The sequence below is a fragment of the Anaerobutyricum hallii genome (assembly GCF_900209925.1).
GTDB lineage: Bacteria > Bacillota > Clostridia > Lachnospirales > Lachnospiraceae > Anaerobutyricum > Anaerobutyricum soehngenii.
Window position 1 is genome coordinate 2,428,587 of sequence record NZ_LT907978.1, and the last position, 13,743, is coordinate 2,442,329.

13 protein-coding genes are annotated in these 13,743 nt (G+C 40.2%); 2 read left to right on the plus strand and 11 right to left on the minus strand.

Features of this window, described 5'->3' with window-relative positions; translation table 11 throughout:
- Positions 1 to 10 precede the first annotated feature (10 nt).
- The 10 genes from EHLA_RS11105 to EHLA_RS11150 form a co-directional block, all read right to left on the minus strand.
- Entirely contained in the window at positions 11 to 238 is a 228-nt protein-coding gene (locus EHLA_RS11105; RefSeq protein WP_021908107.1) for a hypothetical protein, read from the minus strand.
- A gap of 122 nt (positions 239 to 360) precedes the next feature.
- Complete coding sequence (rimI, locus tag EHLA_RS11110; RefSeq protein ID WP_096240871.1) at positions 361 to 795, minus strand: ribosomal protein S18-alanine N-acetyltransferase; 435 nt, start codon at positions 793 to 795, stop codon at positions 361 to 363.
- Complete coding sequence (tsaB, locus tag EHLA_RS11115) at positions 792 to 1,520, minus strand: tRNA (adenosine(37)-N6)-threonylcarbamoyltransferase complex dimerization subunit type 1 TsaB (RefSeq protein WP_096240872.1); 729 nt, start codon at positions 1,518 to 1,520, stop codon at positions 792 to 794. The genes rimI and tsaB overlap by 4 nt, the downstream gene beginning before the upstream one ends.
- Positions 1,521 to 1,952 carry a tRNA (adenosine(37)-N6)-threonylcarbamoyltransferase complex ATPase subunit type 1 TsaE gene (tsaE, locus tag EHLA_RS11120; protein ID WP_021908110.1) on the minus strand — a complete coding sequence of 144 codons (432 nt, stop codon included), beginning with the start codon at positions 1,950 to 1,952 and terminating at the stop codon, positions 1,521 to 1,523.
- Positions 1,953 to 1,965: 13 nt separating this feature from the next.
- Positions 1,966 to 2,649 carry a YcxB family protein gene (locus EHLA_RS11125; protein ID WP_096240873.1) on the minus strand — a complete coding sequence of 228 codons (684 nt, stop codon included), beginning with the start codon at positions 2,647 to 2,649 and terminating at the stop codon, positions 1,966 to 1,968.
- Positions 2,650 to 2,678: 29 nt separating this feature from the next.
- A complete protein-coding gene (locus EHLA_RS11130) occupies positions 2,679 to 4,829 on the minus strand; it encodes a Tex family protein (RefSeq protein WP_096240874.1) in 2,151 nt (716 codons plus the stop codon).
- A gap of 45 nt (positions 4,830 to 4,874) precedes the next feature.
- Positions 4,875 to 5,990, minus strand: coding sequence for a peptide chain release factor 2 (prfB, locus tag EHLA_RS11135; protein ID WP_021908113.1), 1,116 nt, complete (start codon positions 5,988 to 5,990; stop codon positions 4,875 to 4,877).
- A gap of 118 nt (positions 5,991 to 6,108) precedes the next feature.
- Positions 6,109 to 8,745, minus strand: coding sequence for a preprotein translocase subunit SecA (secA, locus tag EHLA_RS11140; protein ID WP_096240875.1), 2,637 nt, complete (start codon positions 8,743 to 8,745; stop codon positions 6,109 to 6,111).
- A 234-nt stretch (positions 8,746 to 8,979) separates the two neighbouring features.
- A complete protein-coding gene (hpf, locus tag EHLA_RS11145; protein WP_021908115.1) occupies positions 8,980 to 9,507 on the minus strand; it encodes a ribosome hibernation-promoting factor, HPF/YfiA family in 528 nt (175 codons plus the stop codon).
- A gap of 400 nt (positions 9,508 to 9,907) precedes the next feature.
- Positions 9,908 to 10,414 (minus strand): signal peptidase II, encoded by a 507-nt coding sequence (locus EHLA_RS11150; RefSeq protein WP_154580473.1) that lies wholly within the window; start codon positions 10,412 to 10,414, stop codon positions 9,908 to 9,910.
- 57 nt (positions 10,415 to 10,471) lie between these two features.
- Here EHLA_RS11150 and EHLA_RS11155 point away from each other — a divergent pair, with 57 nt between their 5' ends.
- Positions 10,472 to 11,242 (plus strand): ABC transporter ATP-binding protein, encoded by a 771-nt coding sequence (locus tag EHLA_RS11155; RefSeq protein ID WP_096240877.1) that lies wholly within the window; start codon positions 10,472 to 10,474, stop codon positions 11,240 to 11,242.
- Positions 11,235 to 12,041 carry an ABC transporter permease gene (locus EHLA_RS11160; protein ID WP_096241659.1) on the plus strand — a complete coding sequence of 269 codons (807 nt, stop codon included), beginning with the start codon at positions 11,235 to 11,237 and terminating at the stop codon, positions 12,039 to 12,041. The genes EHLA_RS11155 and EHLA_RS11160 overlap by 8 nt, the downstream gene beginning before the upstream one ends.
- Before the next feature lie 162 nt (positions 12,042 to 12,203).
- Here EHLA_RS11160 and EHLA_RS11165 read toward each other — a convergent pair whose 3' ends face one another.
- Positions 12,204 to 13,439 carry a PTS transporter subunit IIC gene (locus tag EHLA_RS11165; RefSeq protein WP_096240878.1) on the minus strand — a complete coding sequence of 412 codons (1,236 nt, stop codon included), beginning with the start codon at positions 13,437 to 13,439 and terminating at the stop codon, positions 12,204 to 12,206.
- Positions 13,440 to 13,743: the final 304 nt, after the last annotated feature.

Here is a 13,743-nt window from a genome sequence, read left to right on the forward strand (position 1 = left end):
CCTCACTTTTCTATAGCAGTTCCGTCTGTTCCTCCACCTTTACCGGAATCCGAAACTGCCCTGTCCATGTATCATAACAGGACTCACATATATGAAATATATGTATTTGTCCATCTTTATTTGAAAAATATCCCCATTCTTTTTTAATGGAAATATAATCTTCTCTTTTGGTACTGTCTGTTGTTTCTATCTTTTTCCCACAGGAATTACAGTATACTTCATACACTTTTTTCTCCATTCTATTCTCCATAGCCTCCATCTTTTTAAACATTTTTCATATGAAAGTTTCTCTTACATATGGAAGTTCCTCTTAATTATACAGAAAAATGTGCTGAAAAACGTTAGTAACTATTGGTATTTTTAAGATTGCCATAACATAAGCCTGGCATCTTCCTGTGGATGTTCATAATAATTCTTTCTTTTTCCGACTTCTTTAAATCCGGCATGTTTATACAAAGTAATCGCCGCTGCATTAGAATCCCGCACTTCAAGATATATACTATAAATTCCCTGCTGTCTCGCCTCGTCTAATAACTGCTGCAGCAGCTTTCTGGCAATTCCTTTCTTCCTGTAAGCGGGAAGTACGGCAACATTGGTGATATCTGCTTCATCTAGAACTACTTTCATCCCGATATAGCCGATAACCTCTGTCTCTTCTTTTGCAAGAAAAGAACAATATCCCTTAGTATGAAACATTTCCTTTAATGCATCAACTGACCATGGTACCGAAAAACATTCTTTCATCAGAATCTCTGTCTGTTCACAGTCTGTTTCTGCCATTGGACAAATTCTCATTCTTCTAACTTCTTTCCCTTCGCTTCAAGTTCGCGCTCTGCCTGTGACTTTCTCAAATAAATTGGTGCATGGTCACTCGCTGGTTCTGCCTTGCCTTCATCGTATAATCTCACTGCACGAATGGCAACCGCTCCTGCTCTCTGACGACTTAAATGTGCCGGTGCATAAGAATGTTCTACTGTACAGAATTCCTCAATAATATCTTTGTATACCGGAACACCATCTCCCAGGAAAATAACCTGTTTTCCAAGCTTTTGTCCAAACGCATTACACTTTTTAATAATGTCTTCTACCGGACCTGCCTCCTGAGCTACAAGTTCTTCAAATTCTGTCCCTCCTGCAAAATGATAGATTCCTGTATAAACCTGCTTTCTTCTGGCATCCATCATCGGACAGATCAGCGCATCTGTCCCATAAAAATTACAAGCGATTCCTTCTAATGTCGGAACAGAAATGATTGGTTTATTAAGCGCAAGACCCAATCCTTTTGCAGTGGCAGAACCAATTCGGAGACCTGTGAAAGAACCCGGACCTGCTGCAACAGCAATGGCATCCACTTCAGAAAGTTCTGTCTGTGTCATTTTCACAATCTCATCAAGCATAGGTAAAAGTGTTTGTGAGTGTGTCTTTTTGTAATTTAATGTATACTCTGCAACTAAGGTTTCTCCATCTAAAATGGCAACGGAAGCCACCAGTCCAGAGCTGTCTAATGCAAGAAGTTTCATCTATCTTTGCACCTCCTCAACAGTAATCAGACGATAATCAAATCCTTTCGACAAATCTTTATCGATATGGATTTCCGTATATTGTTCCGGGAGCAGTTCCTCAATCAGATTCGCCCACTCGATAAAGCAGACTCCTTCTCCCTCAATATATTCTTCAAAACCAATTTCGTACATTTCTTCCGGGTCACTGATCCGGTATACATCAAAATGATAAAACGGAAGTCTTCCCTCATCATATACCTGCAAAATAGTAAAGGTCGGACTGCTGACCGGACCTTTTATTCCAAGACCCGCAGCAAATCCCTGTGTAAATACTGTCTTTCCTACTCCTAAATCTCCATAAAGGCAATAGACTTGTCCTGCTGCTGCCTTTTGCCCACATTGTTTTCCCAGTGCAAATGTATCCTCTGCGCTGTTACTTTCTATTCTCATCTTTACCTCTTTTTTACCTCTTTTTCATCTCTTTTATGAAATTCATGATTTCCTCCCGCTGCGTTCCCATTGCCGCACTTGGGATTAAAAATGCATTGTTCTTTCCGGTATAAATCACTGCAACTGTCTTGTAAAAGATTAATTTCGTTACTTTTTTCCATTCTACATCAATTGCGTCATCTCCTAATTCCAGATGCAGTCCCCACTCATCAAACATATAGTGAAATTCTTCATTATAAATTGGATTCAGCTTTTTCGCATTCTTTGCACGAAGATTTGTTGTAAATGGAATCCATATAAGAATAAATAAAGAACAGATCAACGGCATCGTAACACTTCCCTGCTTCTTAATTAACACAGCAAGCGGCCATACGATTGCTAATATCGTTACGATAATCATTAATGGCTGACGATACGTATGACCAAAAAGAAATGCCTTCAATTCCTTTTCTGTTACATTGGCATCAACTCGGAAATGTCTGCCCTGTGGCTCCATCATTTCTTTTTTCGCAAGTTCTTCCGGCTGTTCCTGTACATTCTCTGTTACGATTGTTTCAGAACGCTCCCCATCTTCTGGATTTTGAGCTGTTTTTTCTACACACAGATCTGCATCCTGTATACTTTCTTCTTCTATAATTCCCTCCGGTCTGTCAAGATCAGCAAGGTTCATCTTACTTATTTTTTCAAGGTTTTTCACGCGTTATTCCTCCTGCAATGGCCACAGCGTTACTTGCTGTGGTCAATCTTCATCGTAAGCTGGATTCTCTTTTTATTTAAATCCACACTCATAACCTGCACATCTACAATATCTCCTACGCTGACTACTTCAAGCGGATGCTTAATGTAGCGCTCTGTCATCTGGGAAATATGCACAAGACCGTCCTGATGTACTCCAATATCAACAAATGCTCCAAAGTCGATCACATTACGTACCGTTCCTTTTAAAACCATACCTTCTTTTAAGTCTTTCATTTCAAGAACATCTGTCCTTAATACAGGCTTTGGCATCTCACTTCTTGGATCTCTTCCCGGCTTCTCCAGTTCCTCTACAATATCATGCAGTGTCATTTCTCCAACGCCAAGACTTTCCGCTGTTGCTTTTTCATTTGTAATCTGAGAGTGAAGAGTACTAAGTCCGCCATTACGGATACTTTCAGAAGTATAACCTAAATCCTTTAACAACTTCGCTGCTGCCTCATAGGATTCTGGATGTACACTTGTATTATCAAGCGGTTCCTCTCCTCTCGGAATCCGTAAGAATCCTGCACACTGTAAAAATGCTTTTGGTCCAAGTTTTGGTACTTTTAAAAGTTCCTTTCTTGTATGGAATCGTCCATTTTCTTCACGATAAGCTACGATATTCTTTGCTACTGCTTTACTGATTCCTGAAACATAAGAAAGTAATGGAACAGAAGCTGTGTTAAGATCAACACCTACTTTGTTTACACAGTCTTCTACTACACCATTTAACGCTTCTTCTAAACGTTTCTGGTTCATATCATGCTGATACTGGCCAACACCGATTGCCTTTGGTTCAATCTTTACTAGTTCTGCTAACGGATCTTGTAATCTTCTGGCAATAGATGCGGCACTTCTTTGTCCTACGTCAAATTCCGGAAATTCTTCTGTGGCAAGCTTACTTGCAGAATATACAGAAGCTCCGGCTTCATTTACGATAACATAAGCTACCTTTTCCGGAATCTCTTTAATCAGTTCAGTAATTACCTGTTCTGATTCACGACAGGCAGTACCATTTCCTACGCTGATTACAGAAACATGATACTTCTTGATCATCTCATGCACTGTTTTCTTTGCCTGTTCTACTTTACACTGTGGTGCAGTTGGGTAAACGACAACGGTATCTAATACCTTACCGGTTGGGTCTACAACAGCAAGCTTACAGCCTGTACGGAAAGCCGGGTCCCAGCCAAGAACTGTTCTTCCTTCCATTGGAGGCTGCATAAGAAGCTGTTTTAAGTTCTTTCCAAAAACAGTAATTGCACCTTCCTGTGCTTTTTCCGTCATCTCACTGCGGATATCTCTTTCAATTGCCGGTGCGATTAGACGATTATAAGCATCAAGCACTGTTTCTTCCATCAGTGTCTTTGTATTTGGATTGTCCTTTATCATTGTTTTATTCAACGCATTGACAATCTGTGCATCAGGAGCCTCTACCTTAACCGTAAGAAACTTTTCTTTTTCCCCACGATTAATCGCCAGCACACGATACCCTGTAATCTTAGACAGTTCCTCGCTAAAATCATAATACATTTCATAAACAGATTCAGCCTTTTCATCTTTGGCTTTCACTACAAGACGCCCCTGCTTCATCGTGCAGTTTCTTATACTCTTGCGGTAATCTGCTTTATCTGCGATCATCTCCGCAATAATATCTTTTGCTCCGGCAAGCGCCTCTTTTGCATTAGTAACTCCTTTTGCTTCGTCTACAAAGCTCTGTGCTTCTTCTTCCATACTCTTAGAAGTTGCCTGCAAAAGAAGAATGTTCGCCAGTGGCTCTAACCCTTTTTCCTTTGCCTTCGTCGCTCTCGTCTGCTTCTTTGGACGATATGGACGATACAGATCATCTACTGCTACAAGAGTTTCTGCCGCTAAAATCTTTTTCTTTAAATCATCGGTCATCTTGCCCTGTTCTGTAATCGCGTTAATAACCTGCTCTTTCTTTTCTTCTAAATTACGAAGATAAAGAAGGCGCTCATGTAAATTACGAAGAGTCTCATCATTAAGGGCTCCTGTCATCTCTTTACGATATCTGGCAATAAAAGGAATCGTATTTCCCTCATCAATGAGCTGTACCGCTGCTTTTGCCTGTTCTTCCTTAATCGTAAGCTCCTGCGCCAGTTTCTTTATAATATCCATTAATCTGTCTGCTCCTTATGTCTGTACTTTTTATTTTACGATCTGTTATGCTTTTTGCGGTGTAGTGATCCATCGGAGATATGCATTCATAAATGCATCCAGGTTTCCATCCATCACGCTCTGTACATTTCCGGTCTCTTCCCCGGTTCTGTGATCTTTTACCATCGTATATGGCTGCATAACATAAGAACGAATCTGGTTTCCCCAGCCGTTATCGGATACTTCGCCACGTATATCTGATAATTTTTCCCTGTTTTCCTGCTCTTTAATCAGATATAACTTTGCCTTTAACATCTGCATTGCCTTATCTTTATTCTTGTGCTGAGAACGTTCATTCTGACATTGCACAACAACACCTGTAGGAATATGGGTGATACGGATCGCCGAATCTGTCTTGTTGATATGCTGTCCACCTGCACCGCTGGAACGATACGTATCAATACGAATATCTTCGTCCGCAATCTCTACAGATAAATCTTCCTCAATATCCGGCATAACATCACAAGAAGCAAAGGATGTCTGTCTCTTTCCTGCCGCATTAAATGGAGAAATCCTTACCAGACGATGGACGCCTTTTTCTGACTTAAGATAGCCATAGGCATTCTCTCCATTTACTTCAAAAGTAATGGACTTGATTCCTGCTTCATCTCCATCAAGATAATCAAGAACTTCTGTCTTAAATCCATGACTGTCGGCCCACTTACTGTACATACGATACAGCATACCCGCCCAATCACAAGACTCTGTTCCACCTGCACCGGCATGAAGCGTTACGATTGCATTATTTTTATCGTATTCACCGGATAACAATGTCTGGATCTTTAGATTATCAAACTCTATTTCAAACTCACCAAGTAATTCTTCAATCTCCGGAATCACACTGGCATCATTCTCCTCATTCCCAAGCTCGATCATGGTAGAGACATCATCAAGTGTCATCTCCAATGCATGATATGCTGATACCGTATCTTTAAGGTTCTTCAGCTTCTTTGTCACTTCCTGCGCCTTATCCGGATTATTCCAAAAGCCTTCCTCACGCATCTCGCTTTCCAGTTCTTTAATCTGTTCATGTTTATGGGAAAGTGATAAAGAAAGACCAAGTTCCTTCATCGGTTCTTTATATTGATTTACCGTAAATTTGTATTGTTCTAATTCAACCAATTATAAAACCCTTTCTATATATGATAATATGATAAAGAAAGGCACAGTGCCTATTCATTCACAGGTGCGTTTCCTGACATCTGCTGCAAAATATTCACTGTGCGAAACTTTTCCTGCCTTAATTTGCAAATCTGCCACAGCAGTTTTTATATTTCTTTCCGCTTCCGCAAGGACAAGGAGCATTACGTCCAATCTTTGCTTCTTTTCTGCGGTAAGGTCCTCTTTCGACAAGCTCATCCTTGTTTGTGCCTGTTGCTCTTGCAACCTGCTTTCTTTCAACTTTCTGCTCAATCTGAACATGCATTAAAGCACCAACCGTATCGTGACGAATGTTCTTTGTCATCTCCTCAAACATCTCATATCCAAGGAACTTGTACTGAACAACCGGATCCTTCTGTGCATAAGACTGAAGTCCGATACTCTCACGAAGCTGATCCATATCATCAATATGGTTCATCCACTTACTGTCAATAACTTTAAGAAGAATAACACGTTCTACTTCACGAATACCATCATTAAAGATTGCTGCATCTTCTTCACCAAGTTCTACTCCTTCTTCCGGTACATTCACCTTGGCAAATTCATTAAAGTCTTTCTCTTTCTTATGGTAAATCTTCATCGCCTCATCCTGAAGACGGGAAATGAGTGCTTCTTTATCATTCTTCTCTTTTTCTTCGTCTGTAAGAGTGATTGGCTCTAATGGAATCTTTCTTCTTAAAGATTCATTCAGCTCTACAAGATTCATCTCTTTTAATGGCTGTTCTCCTGCGATCATATTTACATCGTCAGCAACAACATCCTTGATCATCTTGTAAACAACATCCCGCATACTCTCACCATTTAATACACGGCGTCTTTCTGCGTAGATAACTTCTCTCTGGTCATTATTTACCTGGTCATAATCGAGCAGGTTACGACGAATACCGAAGTTGTTATTCTCAATCTTCTTCTGTGCCTTTTCGATCTGCTTTGTAATCGTCTTATGCTGAATCTCTTCCCCTTCCGGAATCTTTAACGCCTTATATACGCTCATCATACGTTCAGAACCGAACAGGCGCATCAGGTCATCTTCAAGAGATAAGTAGAACTTCGATTCACCAGGATCACCCTGACGACCGGCACGACCACGTAACTGGTTATCGATTCGACGGCTCTCATGTCTTTCTGTACCGATGATCTTTAATCCACCAAGTTCTGCAACACCATCTTCTAACTTGATATCCGTACCACGACCAGCCATATTCGTTGCGATCGTAACAGCTCCCTTTTCACCAGCATGTGAAATAATCTCTGCCTCTAATTCATGGAACTTCGCATTCAGTACGTTATGCTTAATTCCTCTCTTACTTAATAATTCGCTGACTTCTTCTGATGTATCGATATTAATCGTACCAACTAAAACTGGCTGTCCCTTCTTATGAGACTCTACGATATCGTTGATAACTGCATTTAACTTTTCTTTCTTTGTCATGTAAATAGCATCTTCATGATCGATACGGATCATTGGCTTATTCGTAGGAATCTCTACTACGTCCATGCCGTAAATATCCATAAACTCTTTATCTTCGGTCATAGCAGTACCAGTCATACCGGCTTTCTTTGTATACTTATTAAAGAAGTTCTGGAATGTAATCGTCGCAAGAGTCTTAGACTCTCTGTTAACCTTTACATGCTCCTTTGCCTCGATTGCCTGATGAAGGCCATCAGAATAGCGACGTCCTGGCATAATACGTCCGGTAAACTCATCAACGATAAGAACTTCGTTGTCTTTTACTACGTAATCCCTGTCTCGGAACATAAGGTTATGTGCACGAAGAGCAAGAATAATATTATGCTGGATCTCAAGGTTCTCTGCATCCGCAAGGTTCTTGATATGGAAGAACTGCTCTACCTTCTTAACACCTTCTGTTGTAAGCATAACCTGCTTATCCTTCTCGTTAACAAGGAAATCTCCATCTTCTTCGATATCAATACCCATGATGGCATCAATCTTAGAAAGTTCACCATCCGAAGTACCACGCTGCATCTGTCTTGCAAGGACATCACATGCCTTATAAAGATCTGTGGACTTACCACTCTGACCGGAAATGATAAGAGGGGTTCTTGCCTCATCGATCAATACGGAATCGACCTCATCGACAATGGCATAATTCAGTTCTCTTTGTACAAGATCCTTCTTATAAATAACCATGTTATCACGAAGGTAATCGAAACCTAATTCATTATTCGTAATGTAAGTAATATCACAGTTATATGCAGCTTGACGTTCTGCATTATCATAACTGTTCAAAATAACACCGACACTTAAACCTAAGAACTGATGAACCTTACCCATCCAGTTCGCATCACGCTTAGCCAGATAATCATTAACAGTAACGATATGAACACCCTTGCCCTCAAGCGCATTTAAATATGCTGGAAGAGTAGAAACCAAAGTCTTACCTTCACCAGTCTTCATCTCGGCAATACGACCCTGATGTAAAATAATACCACCCATCAGCTGCACACGATAATGCTTCAGATGGATCGTACGGTCTGCTGCCTCTCTTACAACAGCAAAGGCTTCCACTAACAAGTCATCAAGAGTCTCTCCTGCTGCCAGACGATCTTTAAATTCCTGTGTCTTGGCACGAAGTTCTTCATCGCTTAATGCCTGCATCTTCTCATCAAGAGCCTCGATCGCATCTACATACTTTTCAATTCTCTTGATTTCTTTCTCACTTTTATTGCCAAAAAGTTTATCAACAAAACTCATCTTTACCTCCTATTTCTATCGTAAATCACGTCATAAACTTACGTATGGCCCCACTGACAGAAGATGGGGTCACACCTCCTGAGTTGGTAATCTTCTTCTAATTTTAAACATACAGATTATATTGTAACATTGATAAGCTCTCTTTTCAAGCTTTAATCCCCTTAATATACAGAAAAAGGGAAGGCAGATAATCATCTGCCTTCTTCCTTCGTTTCTAAATGAATTCATGTATGTTTAAAATTCTGGTTCAATCAAACCATATGTTTTATCTTTTCTCTTATAAACTACATTCACTTCAAAAGTCTCTGCATTACGGAATACAAAGAAACTATGCCCTAACAGCTCCATCTGTACACAGGCTTCCTCAACATCCATCGGCTTAATAGCGAATCTCTTACTCTTTGTAACCGTTACTGTTTCATGATTGTCCACATCTTCTTCCATGAACTCATCATTAAACTTCACTTCGCCCTTACCGTACTTGGAAATCTTCGTCTTATACTTGCGAATCATACGCTCCAGTAAATCTACTGCCATATCAATAGAAACATACATATCTGTACTTGTAGGTTCTACTCTTAAGATCGTTCCCTTCATAGGAATTGTAGCTTCTACTGTCTGATTATCCTTCTGCACGCTTAATGTGACCTGAACTTCTGTCTCTGGAGTGAAAAACTTCTCCAGCTTGCTGAACTTATCGTGTACAGCCTGCTTTAATCCCTCGGAAACCTCCAGATTCTTGCCGTAAATAATGTAACGCATACGATCACACTCCTTTTTTCTTATATTATAATTATTATACCAACAATTCTTCATTCTGGCAATGAATTATTTAAAAAAATCACACAAAACAGATGTTTTATATTGACGTGTTTTTTCCATTTTTTTCTTTTGTTTTTCCACTGTGGATATTGTGGATAACTCAGTGGATAAGTCTGTTTTTCAACATTTTTCAGTTTTTTTCTTCGTGGATAACTGCAAAGAGTTATACACCGACACTTTGTTCTTTTTTGCATTTTGTAAATTTATGTATATTTCATTGTCTATTATGCACAATTTTCAGCCATTTCTCATAGAGAAATCCGTTTTTAACCGTTTTCTGAAAGTATTCTTTATTATCCGACATTTCACCTAGAATTTTAGACTTTTCAGTCGAACCTCCTTACTTTTTCCGAAACAAAAGGCAGAATATTCCTGCAAAAATCGCAAAATCACTCATATTAAAAACCAGGTTACTGATTTTCTTCACTGGAAATTCAGGAAAACGAATATAATCTGTCACAGAACCTTTTTTCATTCTGTCTATAAAGTTACTAAGTCCTCCTCCAAGAAGTAACGCATAACCAAGTCCTGCAACACTCACTCTTCCTTTTTGCCGTTCTTTTCCCAATACGAACGCACAAAAGCAAAGCATGACACCGGATATCCCTTTTAATATCTTTGGATGTGAAGAAAGGATACCACTGGCTGCTCCTTTATTCTCTAGGAATTCAATTCTTGGAGACAACTTCCTTCTCCATCCATCCTGCATAGCATCTACCGTATTTATTCCCTCCCCAGACCTGGTAAAATGTTCTTTTCGATGCTTTCCTCTAAGAGAACTCCTGAAATATTCCTTTAAAAACTTATCTCCTGCAATAATCAATGTTACAATTATGAAATATATCACTTTGATACCTCCTGTGCATATGTTAAATTATACCTCAAAGAAAAGGACTGAGCTACGTTGCCACAACCAAATGCTTTTTTATCTGTGCGCGGACTTTCCCATACGTATCACACAAAAAATGGCGAAACCCCTGCGTTAAAAGATATTCACTTCGACCTTTTCACTGGCGAATTTGCAGCGATCATCGGACCTTCCGGCTGTGGAAAATCCACTCTTTTAGAGTTGATTGCCGGTCTGATTCCCTTACAAAAAGGAAGCCTTCGTTATCCCTTTTTAAATCAGCCGCCTTCCATCGGCTACATGCTGCAAAAAGACCATTTATTAGAATATAGAACTATATATAAAAATATCATTTTAGGTCTCGAAATACAACACCGTCTTACTGAAAAAAACTTAGAATATGTCCAGAAATTAATGCGGCAATATGATATTGCTGATTTTGCAGATTCTTATCCAAGAGAACTTTCCGGCGGAATGCGCCAGCGCGCTGCCCTTATCCGAACACTTGCCTTAAAACCGGACTTTCTTCTTCTTGACGAACCATTCAGCGCCCTAGATTACCAAACTCGGCTTGATGTCTCAGATGACATCGCAAAAATCATTCGCCAAAGCGGTGTCACCACCCTTTTAGTCACACATGATCTGTCCGAAGCAATCAGTATCTCCGACCGTATTATTGTACTTGGAAAACGTCCAGGCCACATACGATCAATCATAACAATTGATTTTGGATCAGAACACCAGCTTTCTTCCAAAGAAGCCCGCATTCATCCTCAATTTCAAAATTACTTTAACCAGATATGGAAGGAGCTGAAACATGATGAATGAATCAGCAAACAATCTATCAAAAGAACAACAATTCTATATGAAAAAAACAAGACAACATAAACACCTTGTCCTGTTCTTTCAAATTTTTATATTTGTATTTTTTATTATTTTATGGGAGATATCTTCCCATAACGGAATCATCAATGCCTTTATCTTCAGCAGCCCTTCCCGGATGCTTCTTGCCTGTCAGGAACTATTCCTCACCGGAGACCTCTTAAAACACATTGGCATCACACTTGCAGAGACGTTCGGCAGTTTTTTTCTCGTTGCCTCCATAAGTCTTCTTGTTGCCATACTCCTTTGGTGGAATACAACATTAAGTGAGATTTTTGAACCGTACTTTGTGATTTTAAACAGCCTTCCAAAATCAGCAATGGCTCCGATCTTTATCGTATGGCTTGGCAACAACATGAAAACCATTATCATCACCGCCATATCCGTTGCAATCTTTGGAAGCATCTTAAATCTTTTTACCAGCTTTCAGACAACCGACCCAGATAAATTAAAACTGATCTATACCCTGCATGGCAACCGATTGGACTGTCTTACCAAAGTTATTCTTCCGATCAACTTTCCTGCAATCCTTAGTATTTTGAAAGTCGATATCGGACTTTGCCTGATCGGAGTAGTTATTGGAGAATTTCTCGCCGCCAGAAAAGGGCTTGGGTATCTGATCATCTATGGCTCACAGGTCTTTAAAATGGATTGGGTAATGCTCTCTATCGTGCTGCTTTGCCTGATTGCCGCATTACTGTATGGAATACTCAATCGACTGGAAAAACACTTTATTAACTCTTGATTTGTGTAGAAGACGAAAAAAGAAATAATGATACATTCCATCTGCTCTGTAGTCGCTGTATTTAAGATGCTCGTCCGCATCTTAAATACACTCCCAAGCCGCATCTGGAATGTATCATTATTTCTTTTTTCTGTCTATTTTAAATCCACAGATTTTTTAATATTATCCCAAATCTACCTTTAAGTCTCCTTCTTTAATCCAGCCTTTTTTCCTCATAAACTTACCAATTGCCCAGCTTAAAAGAACAGGAAGTACAAAGCAGACTAAAATCATTCCTAACCAGTCAAATACTCCAACGGCATATCCTTCTGGCATATTCGACCAGCCTGTGATAATCCCGATCGGACCTACTAAGCCCGCGGTTCCCATGCCGGAAGAAATCGCCGCACCGTTATTGCGAAGCTGGAAAATGCATGTGGCAACCGGACCTAAAATCGCGGAGGTAAGTACCGGTGGAATCCACAAGATCGGTTTTCGCATCAGATTCGGTACCTGCAGCATCGACGTCCCAAGCCCCTGTGCTACGAGACCTCCAACTCCATTATCGGGATAGCTGATCACAGCAAATCCAAGCATATTACAGCAGCATCCTACGGTAGCTGCTCCACCGGCAAGCGCAAGCCCATTCCATACGCCCATAGAGATACTGCCATCTAAAACGCCTGCAAGAACGGCACCGCCACTGATACCAACTGCTGCGCAGATTGCTGCGGAGCTGATTGGAAGAGTAAGTACAACACCGACGACAACAGAAATAATGATTCCCATGAAGAATGGCTGTAAATTCGTTGCCCAGCCGATAAATGTACCAAGGGAATCACAGATTGTTTTGAAAATCGGTGCAAGTACCATGGCGCATCCTACACCGACAATAATTGTTACTGCCGGTGTGACAAGAATATCGATCTTCGTCTCTTTAGAAACAAGCTTACCAACTTCGCAGGCAATAATCGCAACAAACAAGACTGCCAACGGTCCACCGGAACCGCCTAATGTATTTGTCGCCTGTCCTACCGCACATAAAGAAAACAACACTAGTGGTGGTGCATCTAATGCATAGCCGATCGCCGCTGCCATAGCAACTCCTGTTACCATGGTCGCATAATTACCAATCTGCCATAAAATCCAGCAAAAATGATTCCATGTACTAAGTCCTGCGACCTTTGCCGCTAACTCTCCCGTATCTGTCACTGATGCCAATGCTGCCATCAGACCTGTTGTGCCGACATTCTCTGCTAATGTCTTAATGATCGTCCCGATCAAGAGAGATGCAAATAATCCAAGAGCCATCGCTCCCATCGCATCAATCGCATATCTCTTAAAAGAAATCTCTACATTTTTCCTTTTTAGAAAGCTCTGCTTTCCTACACTTTGTTCTGTGTTGTTCTGATTCTTCATCTTTCTCTTTTTTCTTTCTCTTTCTTTTTATTTCTTTTTATTTTCACTATCTAAAGCCGGTCTTGAAATCCATTCAAAAATCCCATAGGATCTGACAAGATTTAAAAAAAATCTATACGGCTTCAAACAGTTACATTCTATAATACTCTTCACAGAAACGCAATGTTATTTTCGTAAATTTTTTACAGCACAATACCTGCTCATGCGTATTTAAAAAGCGCCGGGCGCACTAGAAAAAAGGAGAGACAGCAATGTCTGCTCTTTCGTAGCAGCATTGCTGTCTCCTCTTTTTGTCATAAAGGCA